14 protein-coding genes and 1 pseudogene are annotated in these 19,605 nt (G+C 58.7%); 9 read left to right on the top strand and 6 right to left on the bottom strand.

What is annotated here, in order from left to right; genetic code table 11:
* The 3 genes from HDG39_RS18530 to HDG39_RS18520 all read left to right on the top strand — a co-directional run.
* The coding region (locus HDG39_RS18530) for a sensor histidine kinase (RefSeq protein WP_184007458.1) at positions 1–267 on the top strand (267 nt) is incomplete at its 5' end.
* 473 nt (positions 268–740) lie between these two features.
* Complete coding sequence (locus HDG39_RS18525; RefSeq protein ID WP_184007456.1) at positions 741–1,364, top strand: heme-binding beta-barrel domain-containing protein; 624 nt, start codon at positions 741–743, stop codon at positions 1,362–1,364.
* Between the two features lie 457 nt (positions 1,365–1,821).
* Positions 1,822–3,159 carry a ferredoxin reductase family protein gene (locus tag HDG39_RS18520; RefSeq protein WP_184007454.1) on the top strand — a complete coding sequence of 446 codons (1,338 nt, stop codon included), beginning with the start codon at positions 1,822–1,824 and terminating at the stop codon, positions 3,157–3,159.
* Positions 3,160–3,197: 38 nt separating this feature from the next.
* Here HDG39_RS18520 and HDG39_RS18515 read toward each other — a convergent pair.
* Positions 3,198–4,515: pseudogene (locus tag HDG39_RS18515) on the bottom strand (MFS transporter).
* A gap of 693 nt (positions 4,516–5,208) precedes the next feature.
* On the opposite strand from HDG39_RS18515, the gene HDG39_RS18510 reads away from it, so the two are divergent.
* Genes HDG39_RS18510 through HDG39_RS18495 form a run of 4 tightly spaced genes read left to right on the top strand, consistent with a single transcriptional unit; the run spans position 5,209 to position 8,439 of the window.
* On the top strand, positions 5,209–5,583 hold the full coding sequence (locus HDG39_RS18510) for a hypothetical protein (protein WP_026226317.1): 375 nt from the start codon (positions 5,209–5,211) through the stop codon (positions 5,581–5,583).
* A 43-nt stretch (positions 5,584–5,626) separates the two neighbouring features.
* Entirely contained in the window at positions 5,627–6,304 is a 678-nt protein-coding gene (locus HDG39_RS18505; RefSeq protein ID WP_184007452.1) for a response regulator transcription factor, read from the top strand.
* A 40-nt stretch (positions 6,305–6,344) separates the two neighbouring features.
* Positions 6,345–7,715: a sensor histidine kinase gene (locus tag HDG39_RS18500; RefSeq protein ID WP_184007491.1), complete on the top strand. Its 1,371-nt coding sequence runs from the start codon at positions 6,345–6,347 to the stop codon at positions 7,713–7,715.
* Between the two features lie 37 nt (positions 7,716–7,752).
* Positions 7,753–8,439 carry a response regulator transcription factor gene (locus HDG39_RS18495; RefSeq protein WP_184007450.1) on the top strand — a complete coding sequence of 229 codons (687 nt, stop codon included), beginning with the start codon at positions 7,753–7,755 and terminating at the stop codon, positions 8,437–8,439.
* A gap of 353 nt (positions 8,440–8,792) precedes the next feature.
* Here the strand turns inward: HDG39_RS18495 and HDG39_RS18490 are convergent, their stop codons facing one another.
* Positions 8,793–9,080 (bottom strand): DUF4148 domain-containing protein, encoded by a 288-nt coding sequence (locus HDG39_RS18490; protein WP_184007489.1) that lies wholly within the window; start codon positions 9,078–9,080, stop codon positions 8,793–8,795.
* 321 nt (positions 9,081–9,401) lie between these two features.
* On the opposite strand from HDG39_RS18490, the gene HDG39_RS18485 reads away from it, so the two are divergent.
* A complete protein-coding gene (locus tag HDG39_RS18485; RefSeq protein ID WP_184007448.1) occupies positions 9,402–10,583 on the top strand; it encodes a porin in 1,182 nt (393 codons plus the stop codon).
* 100 nt (positions 10,584–10,683) lie between these two features.
* On the opposite strand, the gene HDG39_RS18480 is transcribed toward HDG39_RS18485, so the two are convergent.
* The 4 genes from HDG39_RS18480 to HDG39_RS18465 all read right to left on the bottom strand — a co-directional run bounded on the left by HDG39_RS18480 (position 10,684) and on the right by HDG39_RS18465 (position 17,953).
* The gene (locus HDG39_RS18480) at positions 10,684–12,126 is read right to left on the bottom strand and encodes an efflux transporter outer membrane subunit (protein ID WP_184007446.1); all 1,443 of its coding nucleotides are present in this window, start codon (positions 12,124–12,126) and stop codon (positions 10,684–10,686) included.
* Positions 12,119–13,324 (bottom strand): efflux RND transporter periplasmic adaptor subunit, encoded by a 1,206-nt coding sequence (locus tag HDG39_RS18475; RefSeq protein WP_184007444.1) that lies wholly within the window; start codon positions 13,322–13,324, stop codon positions 12,119–12,121. Before HDG39_RS18475 ends, HDG39_RS18480 begins: the two co-directional genes overlap by 8 nt.
* Positions 13,314–16,583, bottom strand: a complete 3,270-nt coding sequence (locus HDG39_RS18470) for an efflux RND transporter permease subunit (RefSeq protein WP_184007442.1) — start codon at positions 16,581–16,583, stop codon at positions 13,314–13,316. Before HDG39_RS18470 ends, HDG39_RS18475 begins: the two co-directional genes overlap by 11 nt.
* A gap of 446 nt (positions 16,584–17,029) precedes the next feature.
* On the bottom strand, positions 17,030–17,953 hold the full coding sequence (locus HDG39_RS18465) for a LysR family transcriptional regulator (protein WP_184007440.1): 924 nt from the start codon (positions 17,951–17,953) through the stop codon (positions 17,030–17,032).
* A gap of 389 nt (positions 17,954–18,342) precedes the next feature.
* On the opposite strand from HDG39_RS18465, the gene HDG39_RS18460 reads away from it, so the two are divergent.
* Positions 18,343–19,503 carry a porin gene (locus HDG39_RS18460; RefSeq protein WP_184007438.1) on the top strand — a complete coding sequence of 387 codons (1,161 nt, stop codon included), beginning with the start codon at positions 18,343–18,345 and terminating at the stop codon, positions 19,501–19,503.
* The last annotated feature ends 102 nt before the right edge of the window (positions 19,504–19,605 follow it).

Raw genomic sequence — 19,605 nt, 5'->3', positions numbered from 1 at the left:
ATCACGCTGTGGCATGACACAAGAGGCGCCGGCGTGACGGTCAAGGACGATGGACCGGGCATCGCACCGACCGAGCGCGATGCCGTCCTGCGCCGCTTCTATCGTGGCGAGGCGAGCCGTCATACGCCCGGCAGCGGCCTGGGACTCAGTCTTGCCACCGCCGTGGCCGGCATGCACGGCATGACGCTGGTGTTCCACGACACGCACGTTGGTTGCGAGATCAGCCTGTTCAAACCCGCCCAAGGTCATCTGGCAGACAGCCGATGATCAATCGGTATCGGATTGCCTGGTTGGACAACTGCGCGGCCCCTTGTGCGGGCGTCGGTCGCGAACGGTGCTGAGTATGTGCGGGTGCGGACAAAACATGTCTCCTTGCTTTGGCGCGCCGGGATCGCGTGGCGGCGTCGCGTATCGATACAGATGTCGGCGCGTGGGCCGACTGCGGATCTTCGAGCCAGCACGGGGAAAGATTTCAGCCGTCGTCGCGCCGTCGTCGCGATACACATCCGACGGCAGCTACAGTTGATACCTTGCGTCAATCGTCGCGTCCCAGACTTGGCATCCCTGAGTCTGCCATGAGTTATTGGCGACTGTACCGGCCGTTTGCACCAGGCCGGTCGCTACCGCGCGCAGACTTTTTTGAAACCTTGAATTACAGGACATGAAACAATTGATGGTAGCTTCTCTTGTCAAATAGCCGTCAGACAAGAAAACTTTTTTTGAATAACGGAACGCCAATCGTGAATAAATACGTCGTTTGTTTTGCAATCGCCCTGTCAACGATGTCCACCGCATACGCGCAGGGAACCGTCCTTAAAGGAATGGACTTCGGTCCATTAGCCAAACTGGCCGGAACCTGGAAAACCGTTGCTGCCGGCGGCCTCGACGTGGCGCCCGGTCAAGTGGGTTCCAAAGTAGGTACCGGCAATCCCGCAGTGGAACCTTATTACGAACAGTTGACCTTTGAACCCGCAGCGGATGCAACGAATGCCAGCGATCAATACCTGGTGGCAATGGCTTACACGCTGCAGGTGTTCCGAAAAAGGGACAACAAACAGTTCCATGACCAACGCGGCTATCTGATTTACGACAAGAAGAACCAGACTGTCTATGACTCATTTTGTATTCCACGGGCTGTCTGTGTTGTGGCGGAAGGAAAAGCCGGCGATAAGATGACTCTAACGTCAAAATCTAACGGGGTAGCTGAATCTCAGTACATGCTGAAGAACGACGCGACAAGTGTTTTCTCGATCACGTTCGACATGACGGGAGATACATTGAAATACGCGCAAAAAACGCAATTACATGTGTACGGCAAGTCGTTCACCCACGTTGACTCTAGCGCTCTCAGCAAGGCAAGCTAGTTCATCTCGCAAGTCCGCGTCTCGCCGCGACGCTGCCCAGGCAACGCGCGGTGAGCGATTGCACTGGCAACTGCATAAAAATAACTTCATATTCCGGCAGCTGACTTTTTAGGCTGTGCGGGCTACATTGGCTCGTCCGCAATCTTTCTTCAACTCACGAAGAATGGTGACCGGGCGCAGGCACGAAATGGCGACGGGTCGGAAGCTTCTTTCCGGATCTGCCGACCCTCAACATCGCATACATCCAATCGCCTGCCTCTGGCTATTGATCAATTGCGTCAGTCTGCTCCGATCACCGTCCGGCAGTAAGGTCGGCACCCCGAGAAACCGTCGACATAGCCGGACGAAGGCTCGCGGCTGCTGTCAACTAACGGCAGGCCGTTTCAACCGTGTTCTCAGCTCCAGCGCGGCTCGACGACGACTGCGCACCGGAGTCACACTGCGGCGCATCCACATCATGAAAAACATCAGATTAACCTATCTGCTTTTGCTGACAGGGCTGGCCCTGCTCTGGCTCATCGCTGAAAGTTCATTGCCCGGGTCGCATGGATTCCGCGCCTTGCAACTGTCAATGATCAATCTGACCGGCATTCTCGCGATCGGCTGCATGAGCTCGGGCATCGTTATAGCGGTCCGTCCGACCAGCATGGAGCGCTTTCTCGGCGGGCTGGACAAGATGTACCGACTGCACAAATGGCTCGGTATCAGCGCACTGGTGCTTTCCACACTTCACTGGCTGTGTGCAAAGTCTCCAAACTGGCTAATCGGCCTGGGGTGGATGCAAAGGCCGTTGCGCGAGCGCGACTTGTCACCATTGGTCGCGCCGTCAGCCTTTGTCCAGATTCTGGACGCGCAGCATGGGCTCGCGAAAGGGATTGGCGAATGGGCATTCTATGCAACGGTTGCAATCATCGTCGTTGCATTGCTGAAAGCCTTTCCCTACCGACATTTCTTCAAGACACATCGGCTGCTGGCAGTTGCGTACCCGTTATTGGCGTTCCATGCGGTGGTACTCATGAAGCACGGCTACTGGACCACAGCGATTGGACCAGTAATAACACTGCTGATTTTTCTGGCCATGGTGGCCACGTCCGTCTCGCTGCTGCGCCGTATCGGACGAACGCGACAAGCAGCCGGGCATATCGAGGACCTTGTGCATTACCGGGAGATGCGGACGCTAAGCATCGTCATCAAACTCAAGGACCGCTGGTTAGGCCATGCCGCCGGACAATTCGCCTTCGTCACGTTCGACGCGAACGAGGGTGCGCATCCGTTCACGATCTCCTCGGCGTGGCACGACGACGGCAAAGTGCGCTTTCATATCAAGAGCATTGGCGACTACACCGAGCAATTGCCGGCCGTTCTAAGGGCTGGCGACCAGGTCAGCGTTGAAGGGCCCTATGGCCGCTTCGACTTTCGCAGCGACAAACCAAGACAGATCTGGATCGCCGGCGGAATTGGGATAACCCCATTTCTCGCGCGAATGCAAGCGCGAGAGCGTCATTACGATAAACGCGCAGTGGACCTGTTCTATAGCACTAACGCAATGGACGACGAGTTCGTCCGCGAGGTTAGTCAACTGGCAATTGCCGCCAACGTGCGCCTTCACGTGCTGATTAGCGGCAAGGACGACCGCCTGACAGGGCAGCGCGTCCGCGAGATCGTGCCCGACTGGATGTCCTCCGATGTCTGGTTCTGCGGGCCAGCGAGTTTTGGGCAGAACTTGCGGCACGATCTGGTTGCACGTGGATTAGCGCACGAAGACTTCCAACAGGAGCTATTCGACATGCGCTGATTCGGATTGGCGGCCAGAAGGCTAAGCGCCCGTGCTGACTAAGGTCGCGGCACAGACCGAGACTCGCGTGCTGAAGACGGACTCACAGACGCCGGCTTATGCCGACACAATGCCAAGGTACCGAAGAATGCGCATGCCGCAGCAAAGCTCAACCACCAGGCAGGTGCCGCATTGTCGTGCGTTGCGTGGATCAATGCTGTGGAGATTGCCGGCGTGAAGCCGCCGAATAGCGCAGTCGCAGCACTATAAGCAAGCGAAAACCCCGCAACGCGCACTTCCGATGGCATCACTTCCTCAAGTCGCACCGTTGTACATACTGTAGAGGAACGAAAGCCAAAGAAGCACTACTAGCATTCTGCCGAATGTCGGCGCGTCGGCCAGAAACGAAAGTGCGGGGTACGCGGTGGCGAGCGCAAGCACAGTTGTCGACAGCAGCAGCGGTCGGCGCCCTACCCGGTCCGACAAGGCACCGCTAACCGGCAGCCAGATAAAGTTCGACAGGCCGACATAGGCGGTCACGAGCAGGCTGTCCGCCGTGCCCAAGCGCAAGGCAGTCTTGCCGAATGTCGGTGCATAGACAGTAATGAGGTAGAAGCTGGTGGTGGTCATGGCTACCTGCATGGCTCCAGCTACCACGACCTTCCAGTTGGCGGCCAAGGTGCGGATCACATCGCGCATCGGTGGTCGAGTCTCGCGCCTCTTGAATTCCTCTGTTTCCTCGAGCTTGTATCGGAGCATGAACACGAACGGTACAACCAGGCAACCGACGAAGAATGGGACACGCCATCCCCATGCTGCGACTGCCGCCGCATCCATCAGTCGGTTTAGGGCAAACCCGAGACTCGCTGCAACAACGATCGACAATTGCTGGCTGGCTGACTGCCAACTGGTATAGAAACCTTTCTTTCCTGGCGACGCCAATTCCGCAAGATAAACAGAAACCCCGCCGAGCTCGGCGCCCGCCGCAAAGCCTTGGAGCAAACGGCCAATCAGCACGAGAGCCGGCGCCAGGAACCCGATTGTCGAGTACCGAGGCACGAACGTTATCAGCACGGTACCGCTGGCCATGAGGCCAAGCGTCGTGATAAGGCCCTTGCGCCGACCGACGTCGTCAATGTATGCGCCGAGAAATACCGCGCCAAGCGGGCGCATCAGAAACCCGGCACCGAATACGGCAAAGGTGGAGATTAACGAAGCAAACTCGCTATGCAGAGGAAAGAAGGCAGCGGCGATCTGCGTGGCGTAAAAGCCGAAGAGAAAAAAATCGAACTGCTCAAGAAAATTACCGGCTGTCACCCGAAAGATGGCGATAATCGGCGACTGTCGGCGGTGGGAGTCAGTTGAGCTGGACTGCATGGATTGTCTCCAAGGAATTGCGATCTCCCGTTTTGTTGGCGTTTTGCAGGTGTTGGCTATCGTCGTTTGGGCACGACCAAAGACGTAGTGAATAGGCGCGAATGCGATATCACGACGTTCGTACTGATTTGCCGGGCAAGCCGGATAGCCGACCGCTTGGGTACTAAACGTGTAAACAGGCTGCCAACCAGCGTAGTCTGCTGCCGGTATCGGCTTGCTACCCAAACGATGAAGATTAGTTAATCTCTTTGCACGTCGAAGCTGCCGTGGGCCGCACGTCGGTGATCGGGTACAGCGCTCAACTTCGCGCAGTAGGTTGCCCGATGCAGCATGGGCATACGATTTCGAACCCGCGCGAACGACGTCGATATGCCTGTCGATCGTGTACTGAATAAGGTCGGTAAAGGCTTTGCGGTGGCACTTATCCACGCCGTTGTCAGCGCCGCCTACATGTTGAGATACGGGTATGTCGAGCCGCCGGCTCGAGCCGACGCCACATTAAAATTTTTTAATGTGCGGGCGAAAGCCCTGAAATGCGACCAGGACTAAGCTGCAAGACGCCTCTTCCACGCGGGAATTCTTAGGATAGTCTCGTGCTTAAAGAAAGTTTCATCGAAGCATCGCGCTCTTTCAGACAGCCGGGGTTTTCCGTGCGCAATAATGGGCGAGGACAATCTATCCTGGGAGCACGCAATGCCGCAAGCTATGAGCCTGGAAGTCGTCAACGAACACGGAAAACCCGCGGTACGCATGGGTATTGAAAACGCAGCGGTGCTGCTAGACGCAGAAGACATCGACGGAGTGATTCACCGTCTGAGCTACCTGCGTGCGGGAATGCGCCCCGACATTCCCCTGCAGCCGTCCCCACAGCAGCAGTTTGTAATCGAGATGGACCCATGCTGGCATACCGAAAAGCCCCCGCTGTATGACGGCGCGGTACTGATCCTTCGGCATAGCGGGCTGGGATGGACCGGGTTCGCATTACCGACGCACAGCCTCGCACAACTGCGCGAAGCGATAACCCAGCATCTGGCGGCCCTCGACCAGGAGCATTGCATGCCGAATTAGCGCATCTCGCGCTGCTCTGTTGGACGCGAACCGAGAAAAGACGATGTCAAAAGTGTTGACCATAGAAGATGACGAGATGACTGCGCGCGAAATCGTGCGAGAGCTAAATGATCGTGGCTTCACCGTCGATTGGGTTGCAGACGGCCGCGAGGGAATGGCGCGCGCGTTCAGCGACGAGTACGACGTCATCACCCTCGACCGCGTGCTACCGGGCGCCGACGGCTTGACGATACTTAGGACGATGCGCGGCATCGGCATTCAGACGCCTGTGCTCATGCTGAGCGCGCTGGGCGACGTCGACGAACGCATTCGCGGCTTGCGCGCCGGCGGCGACGACTATCTCACCAAACCCTTCGACGCCGACGAGATGGCAGCACGCATAGAAGTGCTGCTACGCCGCCAGCAAGTGCAACCGGCACAATCCGAGGCGACCTTGCAAGTCGGTCCTCTCAAACTCGATCTGGTCGCACGCACGGTTACACGCGACGACAAAGAGATCGCGCTGCTCCCCACCGAATATCGTGTACTCCAATACATGATGCGCCATGCAGGTCAGACAATCACCCGCACGATGTTGTTCGAAGCAGTATGGGGCTATCACTTCGACCCGGGCACCAATCTGATCGATGTCCACATGGGCCGTCTGCGCAAGAAAATCGATCCGCCTGGCGTGCAACCATTGATCCAGACCGTACGCGGTTCAGGATATTTACTTGGCTAGCGGCATCTTGAGCGACCAGGCATTCTCCTCGCAGCCGGTGATGGGCGGCCGCTGGCATTCAACGACCTTGCGCATTGTGACGGTCTACGCGGCGATCTTCTCTGTCTCCGTCATGCTGCTGTTAGTGCTGGTGGAACGTTCGGTCACGTTCGTCATGGACCGCGAAACCGATGCAGTCCTCCACTGGCAATTGATCTATTTCGATACCACTCCCGTCGACAGTCTCGCCGACGCCGTTCGTCAGCGTTCTGAACACGAGCGCATGCACCCCAACTTTTACGGCCTGTTTGCTTCCGACGGACGGCATCTGGCTGGCGATATACTCGTGCGCCCGCCTGGTGTCCCCGTAAATCGCGTGGGTATGACGCTCGGAGACAAACTCGCACTCGGAGGCAACGAAACCGCCCCTATGGTTCGCGTCATGGCCGCCCAGCGCGCGAACGGTGACACGCTGGTGATCGCGAGAGATCTTACCCATGTCTTGCGCATACGGCAAACCATGATCATTGCGCTGATCGGCGGTGGTCTTTTTTGTCTCAGCGCGGGCGTCATTGCCGGACTAGCACTGAGCGTCAGACAGGTTCGACGCCTGAAAGCGATCCGCCGCGTGACCCAATGTATTGCGCAACGCGGCGACCTCGGACAACGTCTGCCGACTGGGGGACGCGATGAAATCGATATGCTTGCTCAACTGGTCAACCATATGCTCGCCGAAGTCGAAAGGCTGATGAACGAGGTGAAAGGAACCTGCGACGGAATCGCTCACGATCTCAGAACGCCTCTTAGCCATATACGCACGTCGCTGGTGCACATTGACGAGCGAATAGCCGGACTACCGGACGCCGAGCTGAACAAGCTAGTAAATGACGCGCGGCGCGACACGGATGCACTGCTGGAGCGCTTCCGTGCGATGCTGCGTATCTCCGAAATCGGAAGCTTGCAACGTCGCGGCGGTTTCGAGGAAATGCAACTGGCCTCGCTTTTGACGGAAGTCGGCGAACTCTTTGAACCGCTGGCCGAGAGCCGGTCAATCGGCGTCGTCACACAAATTGCGAGCGTCGGTACGACGCATGCGGACCGCGCGTTGATTTTTGAAGCTCTCAGCAATCTGCTTGACAACGCGATCAAGTTCACGCCGGATGGAGGCACCGTCAGGCTCGAACTCATTCGGACGTCGCGTGGCCCGCAGATCGATGTCATCGACAGTGGTCCGGGCATTCCGGCGGATGAACGCAACGCGGTCCTGCAGCGCTTTTATCGAAGCGACCGGACGCGACATCTGCCGGGTTCCGGCCTCGGGCTGAGCATCGTCTCGGCAGTCGTGAACGTGCATGACTACTCCATGCGCATCAGCGATGCGAACCCGGGCACGCGCGTGACGATTCAGTGCTGGACCAAAACATTGACATGACCGATTTTCTCAATCAGCCCCTAGCACTCAACAGTTCATGCGTGTCCTACTAGTTACCGGTACACAACCCGAGGCCGCCTGGCTTCAGAAAGCCCTGATCGAGAGCGCGCACAGCCTTGAGCACGTCGACTGTTTGAACGATGCGATCTTCCTGGCAGGGCAAGAGCGCTTTGACGCAGTGATTGTCATGTCGACAGACGTTCCGCCGTATGCCTGCCTGCTAGCCGCCCTACCAAAACTCGCGAGCGAAAGCCGCGGTGCACCGATTATCGTGGCGCTCGGTGCGGCTCACGCAAAGGAAAGGACGCAGGTACTGCGAGCCGGTGGCGACGCCTGCTTCTGCCATCCGCTGTCTTTCATTGAATTGCACGAGCGCATGCATGCATTGCGGCGCGTTAGCTCTGATGCGGTCCAACGCGAGGGACAGGTGCCTGTGTGTCCCACATTCGATACTGCCACGCGGGAACTGGTGCTGGGGGTACAGCGGCTCTATTTAACACGCCGCGAATCCATGCTGCTTGAATGCCTGCTGCGCCAGCCGAATCTGCCTGTGTCACGATCCGATCTGATCCGCTATGCGTGGCCCGATCACGATGACGTCGCTGCTTCGAGCGTCAATCTTGTCATATCGCGTCTGCGTCGCAAGCTCGCGCCGCATTATCCGGATGTACAAATCGATACATTAAAACGCTACGGCTATCAGCTCACGCTGACGAATGGTTGACGAAAGTTGCCGGTAGATCTGACACATCGCGGCTTTCCCGCTTCTTTCCCGCTTCTTTCCTCTTCGCATGCCGCTGACTGTACGCTTCCCGACCAAGGGAAGCGCACTCCCTATGATCCACCAAAGTAGACGTTGCAATAGCTTGGTGGACCCACACATTGGTCGGCGGCCTTCGTTGCGTCCGCCGCGCAGCCGGACAGGAGACCGCTAGCAACGGTCGCCAGAATCAAGGCCATGCGAAATTTCGTGGATCGGCTTCGCTTCATCTCGGCTCCAGATTACAAGCGTTTGTAGGGGCATGAATCTCAGCCAACGACGTCATCGTGCCGCCGTTGGCCAGGCGCTTTGCCAGGTTACGGGTGCGCATAGATCGTCGAGTTCAGGTAAGCAAGTTGCCCATCCTGCTCGGCGTGCACCAGTTCCTGGTAAACCTGAGCGCGGGTCTTCGGCGCCTCCGGTTGACCATATGGCGCCACCCACTGGCCACTGGCCGCGCCCGCCGATGTGACATTTGACGCGACCTGAGCCGCCTGACTGCTTACTTGCGTGCTATCTGCGGAACCGGCCGGAGCCGACTGTGCAAAGGCCGTTGCGGCCGACAGTGTTCCAGCGAGAACGATCGCCAATGTGATCCGTTTCATTTTCTCATCCTCAACATTTAGGTTAATTGGCCGGTCGCTGCGCGTTATGCCTCGCGAGAACCGGTTGAGGATCAGCATAACCAGCCACCTTTATCGGATGACTAGCTGAACGGTGAAAATTAGTTCATCGAACACAAAATGTGCGATCACGAATCGCTGAACCCGTGCGGATCGGGACATTAAAGCAATTTCATTTAATCGATCGCTTTTTATCATCCGCAGCCAATCGTGTCCGAATACATTCCCGCCAGTCGCTTGCATTGACGCGCGAACTCGCGCCCGAAAGCGCGGCAGACATTACCTATCCCTAGGAAAAACCACATGAATAAAGCATTGACAACAGCCTGCGCGGCGCTAGCGGCGGCTTTCGCGACAGCCGCGCATGCTCAGAGCAATGTCACTCTCTACGGCACGCTTGACACGGGTATCGACTATGTCAGTAACCAGAAGACAGCCAACGGTCAGGGACATAGCAACTGGATGATGGTGAGCGGCAATCTCAACGGTGACCGCTGGGGGCTGCGTGGCACCGAAGACCTGGGCGGCGGCTTGCACACGGTGTTCGATGTGGAGAACGGATTCAACATTGCCAACGGCAAACTGGCTAATGGCGGAGACGTCTTCGGGCGGCAGGCGTGGGTGGGATTGTCGAGCAATACGTGGGGCACAGTGACCATGGGGCGTCAATACGACTTCCTCGTCGACTTTGTCGCGCCCTTGTCGGCAACCGGCTCCGGCTTCGGCGGAAATATCGCCGATCACCCATTCGATAACGACAACCTGGCTAACGACTTCCGCATGAACAATGCGGTCAAGTACCGCAGCCCGGATTATCACGGTTTCAAATTCGGCTGGGCTTACGCATTCAGCAATGCGGCTGGCGGCTTCAGCAACAATAACGCATTCAGCGCCGGCGCCGCATGGTCGCGCGGGCCGGTCGACCTGGCAGTCGGATATTTTCAGGGTAATCATCCAGGCGGCGTCGACGCGCCCACCAACACGGGTGGTGCGATCAGCAGCAGTGACGGCGACGCGATGCTGACGGGCGCGCGTCAACGCATCCTCGGCGCAGCGGGCCGTTACGCATTCGGGCCCGCCACCGTCGGCCTGGTAGTTACGCGCACGATCATGGACGACCCAGCTCAAGTCGCGCAGGGCGGTACGTACGTCGCTCTCGAGGGGGACCTCTTGACGTTCACCAACTACGAACTGAACGCGCGATATGCGCTTACGCCGGCCCTGAGCCTCGGCGGCTCTTATACCTTCACCGATGGGCATTTCAGCAGCGCGAGCGGCGTCGCATCGCCCAAATGGAATCAGGTGATGCTGCAAGCCGACTATGCGCTGTCGCACGGTACAGACGTCTATCTTGAAGGGGTCTATCAGCATGTGTCCGGCGCCAGCGGCATACCGGCGCTCGGCAACGCTTCTATCTTCACGCTGGCACCGTCGGCAGGCAATCAGCAGACCGTGGTCGCAATGGGCTTGCGCCACCGCTTCTAGACATCTGTCTTTACCTCGCGTTGTGCATGACGAGCAGGACGCATCGCCGCGAATCGCTGCAAACCGCTGCGAGGCATCCTGTTCTGCGAAACGTGACTGTTCACTTCGTCGTTGTGGACGTGGGCGTGTCGGCGGGTTCGTTGGCCCATCCACCTCCTAACGCGTCTATCAGTGCAGCGGAGGCGATCAACTCGCGAGTTTGCAAATCCAGCACCGAGGTTTGCGTTTCGAGTTCCATTGCCTGCGCAGTGACCACATCCAGATAACTCACGACGCCATCGCGATACCGCGACATCGACAACTCGAGCGTACGCTGCGCAGCCGAAAGCGCGCGTCCTTCTTTCGCGGACTCGTTGCCCAGGTAATGCAACTGCGAAAGCTGATCTTCCACCTGCTGTACCGCCAGCAGCACCGTCGCCTTGTACTTTTCACCATTTTCTGCCAGCTTTGCCTGCGCCTGCCGCGTGACGGCCGCTCGCCGGCCGCCGTCGAACAGGGTCACCAGCAGGCTCGGACCGATCGACCACATCTCGTTAGGCGCTGCCAGCCACGGGGATAAAGTTGTGCTTTGATATCCGCCATCAAGACCTAACGACACATCCGGGAAAAAAGCTGCTTTGGCGACGCCAATCTGCGCGTTCGCCTGGGCGACGTGGCGCTCGGCAGCCGCGATATCGGGCCGACGTTGCAGCAGCGCGAGAGGCACTCCAACTGGGATCGACGGCAAATACGTCGGGGCGACGGCGGGCGCTAGAGAGAATCTTGAAGCCGCTTCTCCCGCAATAGTCGCGATCGCATGCTCGTACAAGGCCCTTCGTGCCGACACATCTTCAACTGACGCCCTTGCCGATTCAAGTTGGGTTTGAGCACGAGACACATCGAGATCGGATGCGATACCTCCACCGTGCCGGCTCTCAGTCAACTGCAATGCATGCTCATATGTGCGAACGGTATCCGCCAGCAATTCCTGCTGTTGATCGAGACCACGCAGATGGAAATACGCCTCAGCAAGCTTTGCCTGCAAACTCAGTCGCAATGACTCGATGTCGTACTGGCTCGCCTGCTCGGCCGCCTTGCCCGCGGCAACCTCATTGCGCACCTTTCCCCATAGATCGAGGTCATAGTTGAGGCCGGCATCGACAGTCGCCGAATTGTAGAGCGCTGGTTGAGTAGCGCCCCTCAATGGCCGGTTGTCGGACTGACGCGAGCGTGAGAACTGCGCATAAGCGCCGATGGTGGGAAAGAGGCCAGCGCGAGCCTGGTCCAGATACGCTTGCGCCTGGTCATGCCGAGCAATCGCCGCAGCCAGGTCGGGATTAGCGCTGGCCACCTTGCTTTCCAGTTCATCGAGGACAGGATCGCGATACACAGTCCACCACTCACCGCGCGGCATACGGTCGGCAGGCTGCGCGAGTTGCCATCCGCGCGCCTCCTTGAACGCGCTCGGCATGGCCGACGGCGGTACCTGATACGGCGGCGCGAACGAACACCCGCTCACGAGCGCTGCGGCAATCAGAACCGCGCATACGCGACGCCTAACCATGACTGCGCTCCGCTTCATTGTGCTGTGTCAGCGCGGTTGTCGCGGATGTCGAAGCAAGTCGCACTGGATCGCCGTTTGCCAACGAGTCAGGCGGGTTGTCGATCACCCGGTCGGTGGCAGCCAAACCCGATGCAATCACAATCCTGGTACCCAGGTCGGTCGCGACGCTCACCCGCTTCAGCATTGCGCGATTGCCCGGACCGACCACCGCCACTTGCAAACCGCTTTCCCGGAACATCAGCGCGCTAGCAGGAATTGTCATCGCATGGTTGTCCGTGGGCAGTTCGAAATGAACTTCGGTGTATTCGCCCGGAATCAGCACGCCGCTGGAATTGTCGACTGCCAATTGCACCAGCAGCGTCCCCGAAGAGGGCGTGATGGAGTCGTCCGTGTCGACAAGCTTTGCGGAGAACTGCATGCCGGGGCGTTCAGGCACGGCCAGACTCGCGACCAGGCCGGGCCGGATCACGGCGGCTTCGTTCTGCGGCACGCTGACGTACACGCGCAGTTGCCGTGCGTCGGAGACGGTGAACAACTCCGGTCCGTTGCCGCCGCCCGCGCTGATCAACGCGCCGACATCGGTCTTTCGCGCGGTCACGACCCCATCGAAAGGTGCGGTGATCCGTTTGAACGATTCGAGGGCCTCCAGCCGCGCAACATTCGCCTGGTTCGCAGCCACCATCGCCTGCTTTGCCGCAAGGTCACTCGTCTTTTCGTCTGTCTCCTGCTGCGATACGGAGTCCTGCTGCAGCATCTGGGTCCACCTGCGCGACGTGGATGCCGCGAGCGTTTCGTTCGCCTGTGAGGTGCGCAGATCGGCACGTGCCTGAGCGAGTTGCTGATCGAGATCGGGTGTATCGATTTCGCCCAGCAACTGCCCGGCCTTCACGTGCGCGCCAATGTCTGCATACCACGCATGCAGATAACCGGACACGCGCGCATAGATCGGTGCCTTCACGTAGGCCGACAATTGGCCTGGTAAGACTAGCACCTGCGCAGAACTATCATGCAACGGCGGGTTGGCGACGACCGTTGGAATCGCCTGCGCGGCCGACCATTTGGCCATCTGCTCCTTTGCATGGATGCGCGTTGCGATGCCGGTCGCTGCAACCGCTGCGGCAGCCAGCAGAGCGACAACTCCTGCGAGTTTGAGAGGCCGCAGCCGCCGCGGCGCTGCTATGTCGATGTCAGTTGACATGGATGACTCCAGGTTCGGAAGATGAATGGTCGTGTGACTCGCGTTGTGGTTCGCTCGGCCCAGCGTCTGGTGGGGCGGCGTCGCGCCGGTGCACCAGACTGAAAACGACGGGAACGAACAGCAAGGTGGCGCAGGTTGCGCAGATCAGGCCACCAATCACGGCTCGCCCGAGCGGTGCGTTCTGCTCGCCGCCGTCGCCGAGACCCAGCGCCATCGGAGCCATGCCGATGATCATCGAGAGTGCCGTCATCAACACAGGGCGAAACCGCGCGAAGCCCGCTTCGAAGGCCGCTCGCAGTGCGTCGTGAGTCATCGCGAGCCGTTCGCGTGCGAAGCTAACGACCAGCACGCTGTTCGCGGTTGCCACACCCATGCAGAGGATGGCGCCAGTGAGAGCAGGCACCGACAGCGGCGTGTGCGTCGCAAACAGCATCCACACGATGCCAGCCAGCGCCGCAGGCAACGCCGAGACGATCACAAAGGCGTCGCCCCACGAGTGAAAGTTGACGACGATGAGCAGATAGATGAGCACGATTGCACCGACGAGGCCGAGTAACAGCCCAGTAAATGCGCTATTCATGGTCTGCACCTGACCGCGCAGTGTGACCGTCGAGCCCTTGGGCACATCTTTCGCTGTGGCACGCACGATGCCGTCGATGTCGCTCGCGACCGCACCCAGATCGCGGCCCTGCGGAGTGGCGTAAATATCAAACAGCGGCTCGATGTTGTAATGCGATACCACCGCGCTGCCGACGCCGCGCTCGATGCTCGCAACACCGCCCAATAATTGCGACTTGCCGCTCGCGTCCGTTATCGGCAGGTTCTCGAGACTGGACAGCGATGCCATCCAGTATTCGGGGGTTTGCGCGACGATCGGATACGAAACCCCATTGTTCGGATCGAGCCAGTAGGTGGCCGCCACCTGGCTCGTACCCGCGAGCATTGCGACGACGGAGTCCGTCACATCCTCTTCGCTAATGCCGAGTCGTCCCGCGTGAGAGCGGTTCACCGCGATTGTGAATTGCGGGTAAGTGACCGCCTGCTGAATGCGGCTATCGGCAATGCCGGATATCATCCGCACGCGTCGCAACAGTTCGTTCGCATACCGATGATTTCCTGCCTGATCCGGCCCAGCGACCTGAAGGTCGATCGGTGCCGGTGCGCCGAAATTCAGGATCTGGCTAACGATGTCCGCCGGTAAGAAAGAGAAAGTCGTACCGGGAAACGCGTGCGGCAGCACTTCGCGCAGCTTTGTCACATATTGAGCCGTTGGCGCGTGATTCTCGCCCAGCGAGATCATGATGTCGCCGTCCTGCGAACCGATGGTGCCGCTGTTGTCGTATGCCAGGCTGATACCGCTGACTGGCAAGCCGATATTGTCGACCACGCTCCTCAGTTGATCGGGCGGAACTACCTGGCGAATGGTGTTTTCAACGTGATCGAGAATGCTTGCCGTATTCTCGATGCGCGTCCCAACCGGTGCGCGTACATGCAGTGCGATTTCGCCCGCGTCGATGTCGGGAAAGAAATTGCGTCCGAGCCACGGTGCAAGCACGAACGACACGCATACGACGGCGAGTACTCCAACGACAAAGCGCTTTCGGCGCGTCAGCGCAAGCCCGAGAAGCACACGATACACACCGCGCACGCGCTCGAAGCGTCGCTCGAAGCCACGCTGGAAGCGAATGAACGGATTGCGCGACGTTGGACCTTTCGACATGCTGCCATGAGGATCGATTATCGCGGCGAGCTCTCCGCTTGCATGTCCGCCCGATGCATGAGGCGCGAGCAGGTACTGCGCCATCATCGGCACAAACGTGCGCGACAGAATGAACGAAGCGATCATCGCAAACATCACGGCTTCCGCCATCGGCACGAAAAGAAACCGCGCAATGCCATCGAGCAACAGCATCGGAACGAACACAATGCAGATGCACAGCAATGAAACCAGTGCGGGCGTGACGATCTGCTGCGCGCCATCCATGATTGCCCGCTGGACGTCTTTCCCCTGTTCAAGGTGCCAGTTGATGTTTTCGATGGTGACTGTGGCATCGTCGACAAGTATTCCGACCGCTAGCGCGAGTCCGCCTAGCGTCATCACATTCAGCGTCTCGCCCATCAGCGAAAGCGCCGCAACTGCCGCGAGCAAGGCTAGCGGAATCGACGCCGCGATGATAATCGTCGAGCGCCAACTGCCGAGGAAAAGCAGGATCATGGCCGACGTGAGGGCCGCCGCAATGACGCCTTCGCGCACCACGCCGCTCACCGCGCCCTTGATGAACTTTGACTGGTCGCCCATCGTAACGAGCTTCAATTGCGGGGGAAGCGAAGCTTCGACGAGCGGCAATTTCGCCTTGACGCCAGAAATGATGTCGAGTGTCGAAGCAGAGCCGTTCTTGAGAATACTCATCAGAACCGCGCGGCGGCCGTCAACCCGGACAATATTGGTTTGCGGCGGATATCCGTCCCGTACGTGCGCGACATCGCGAATGTAGATGGTCGCGTCGCCGTCCTCCTTCACAGGTAGCGCATTCAGCTCCTGCAGGTCCACTGGACTATTGTTCAGCTTGACGTTGTACTGGAATGCACCAACCTTCTGCGTACCGGCAGGGATGATCTGGTTCTGCCGGGCAAGCGCCGCCGCGACGTCTTCCGCCGACAGCTTTCTCGCCTGCAACGCTTTTGGATCAAGGTCGATCTGGACCTCTCGCGTCTTTCCGCCGTATGGCGTCGGAATAGCGACGCCCGGCACACTCAGCAATTGCGGGCGAATCGCGTTTGTCGCGTAGTCAGCGAGTTGCTGTTCGTCGAGCGTGTCGCTTGTCAACGCTAACTGCAATACAGGAACAGTTGACGCGTTGTAATTGAGAATTTGCGGCGGAGTCGTGCCGGGCGGCATCTGCTTAAGCACGGTCTGCGAGATCGATGCGACCTGAGCCGTCGCGGTCCGGATGTCGACCGTTGGCTGGAAAAATATCTTGACGATGCCGTAACCCGTGAACGACTGGGATTCAATATGCGCGACATCGTTAACTGTCGTGCCGAGCGTGCGTTCGTAATAGGTAACGATTCTGCCCGCCATGTCGTCAGGCTGTAGTCCCGTATAGCTCCATACGACGCTAATCACCGGAATGCGTATGTCGGGAAAAATGTCCGTCGGCGTGCGCAATGCCGATAAAGGGCCCAAGAGTAGAATGAGCATCGCGAGCACGATGAACGTATAGGGCCGCGTCAACGCCAGCCTGACCAGTTTCAACATCTGAACAGCTCCATTCAGGAAAGCGCATGGTCATCGCGCGCAGGCATCGGTATGCGCTTGATGTATGGCACGCATGTTTATGAGGGGATTCTGAACGTAGGGCGCTAACAGGGTTCTACCTCGAACATTAAGGAACTTTTAGTTAGCGAGACTCGTATGGACGAGAGCTCGAGGCAGCACGGGAGAGCTCGGGGACGCTTGTACGCATTGCTGCCCGCGGCGGGGCTTTGCGACTTCCTCTCGCGGAAACCGCTCCACGTACAGTGCATCGGCCTGGTGGCATGGCGAACGGCAGACAGGCGGCGTTTGAAGCGTGATGCGGCTCAGCGATCACCTGAATTGCCGTGAAGAACTAGGCACCTCTCACGCAGCCGGCTGGACGCGCAGTTGTCAGGTGCAGTGCGGAGCTTGCCGCAAGGCCTCATTGAAAGACGGTGGCTTGAAGTTCAAGCGACCGCCTTAAGCGATGACGTACGATCCATTGCGCGGTAGTGGTCCACCGCAAAGTCTACGAAGCTTCGCACCCTCCTCGACAACAGGCCCGGCGACGAATACAACGCGCAAAGATTTCGCGCGCCGCTGCCGACACTGAACTGTTCGAATAGCTCGACAAGCGCGCCGCGTCGCAATTCCGATTCAACGATCGAACGAGGTAACAAGGCGATTCCCAAGTGATGCATGCATGCGGACTTCAGCATCGCATAGCTGGACGACGCAATCCCGGCAGATGCGGTGACGCGTGAAACCCCGTTACGATCCACGAACTCCCAGCAGCGAGCGCCGCTTCCTTGCCGGTACAGCAGCGTGTGTCGGGTCAGATCCGCGGGGGCAACTGGCGTGGCGTGCCTGGACAGGTACTGAGGCGATGCGACGACAATCTGCGGGATACGCAGAAGCGGCCGGCAAACGAGCGCTGAGCTGAATAGCCCGGGATCGTCCGAGAAGCAGAGATCGAAGCCACCTTCGACCATGTCGATATGGACATCGAAAGTCGTTACCTCGAAAGACACGCCAGGATGCAACTCGCGGTAGGCGGCAACCAGGCGTACGAGTCCGGCGTCAGCGAAGGTTGCCACGCTTGCAATCCGGAGCGCCCCGCGCAACTCCCGGGTCGACTGCACGAGGGACGTTTCCATTTCGTCCAACTGCTCGATAATCACGCGACAGCCTTCGAGATAATCGCGACCTGCCTCGGTTAGCGACAGCGTGCGCGTAGTCCGGTTGATCAAGCGTGTGTGCAGATGAGCTTCCAGCAAGCCAATGCTGCGCGTGACCGATGCCGCTGACACGCCAAGCTGCTTGGCCGCCAGATTGAAACTGCCGAGGCCGACCACACGGGTGAAGACGCGCATAGCCTGAAGCTGGTTCATGACGCAATGTCCATGGTTGAACGATGGATGCATCATTGCTCGCTTCCCCTAAAGTCCCCGCTCCACGTTGATGAAGTCTTTTTTAGTTTTGCTTCGCGCCGACACCAACGCTAAAAAAAGTAAGTCAAGCGGGGGGTAGCCAAATACAACGGCATGTGCCCCCCCAACACGTCTGTCTGCCGGCACTTTCCACGCCGAGAACGACTCACGCGCTTTGTTCAACTTTCCTGAATGCTCGATTTCATTTCCTTGTGAACGGTGGCAATTCTCGCTGCCTAGACTTGCTTCGCCTTTCGAGTCGAGCGACCGAAATTGCGTAGGCAGTCTCGAGTCGATCGTCTGCGGCTCCTGGCAACATCATGCGGACAATCCTTAAATAGCGAGTCAAAATGAAAAAGACGAACTTGACGTGGGCGGCTTTCGCCTCCTTGACGCTGGTCACCGGCGTCGCGCACGCACAATCGAGCGTGACGCTCTATGGGCTTCTCGATGAGGGCCTCAACTTCACGAGCAACGCAAACGGACACGCCACGTATCAAATGAAAAGCGGTGACACGTACGGGAGCCGTTGGGGCTTGCGAGGCGAGGAAGATCTCGGTGGCGGTCTGAAAACGATATTCAAGCTGGAAAGCGGCTTCGATACAAACAGTGGACAGGCAGGCCAGGGCGGGCGTCTGTTCGGCCGGCAGGCGTACGTAGGATTGTCGTCCGATCAGTACGGCACCGTCACGTTCGGCCGTCAGTACGATACGAGCGTCGACGAGCTTGGCTTCGGCGGCCTTACCGCGGCCGGAAATTATGCTGGCGATGTGAACTCGCATCCGTTCGACAACGACAACGCGGACTGGGATTTCCGCGTCAACAACGTTGTCAAGTATGTGAGCCCGACATACCGCGGCCTGACTGGCGAAGCGATGTACGGTTTTAGCAACCAGGCGGGCGGGTTCGCGAATAACCGCACCTGGGGCGCGACGTTGAACTACCAGAACGGTGGCTTAACGGCGGCGGCTTCCTATCTTAAGCTCGACAACCCCGGTGCAAACGCCAGCGGCGCGGTTTCCGGCGACACGCTGTTTGCCGGCTCGTCGCAGCAGGACATCGGCGTGGCCGCGACTTACCGCTTTGCGCATTCGCTGGCCGGACTCGCCTATTCGCACGTCGACGTGTACGACCCGACTTTCAACTCGTATTTCACGTCCCAGAGCGGGCCCTCCGGCGGGACATGGAATTCCTGGAAATTCGACAACTTCGAAGCAAACGAGCAGTACTTCTTCCGACCGGACCTGTGGCTTGGAGCGGCTTACACGTTTACGATCGCGCACCTTCACTCCACCAGCGGTTCCTTTACTCCCAAGTGGCATCAGGTCGGTCTCACGCTTGACTACGACCTGAGCAAGAGCACATCGGTCTATGTGCAGGGTGCCTACCAACACGTCGTCAGCGCGCACACCGGCACTGACTTCGACTATGCTCAAATCCCCGCCGCGGCCGGCATGTCTAGCAGCCAGAACCAGATGGTCTATCGCGTCGCCATGATCCATCGCTTCTGACGTGGCGAGCTATCGCACGCAATACGAACGATGACGTTTGAGCCCAGCGCTCCACAGAGTGCTGGGCGAGATAGCGTTCAGTCATTCCCTGCCGCGAAATGG

The sequence above is a fragment of the Paraburkholderia lebeckiae genome (genome assembly GCF_014201005.1).
GTDB lineage: Bacteria > Pseudomonadota > Gammaproteobacteria > Burkholderiales > Burkholderiaceae > Paraburkholderia > Paraburkholderia tuberum.
Note: the sequence above shows the minus strand (reverse complement) of the source record. Positions and strands in the feature narration are given on the sequence as shown.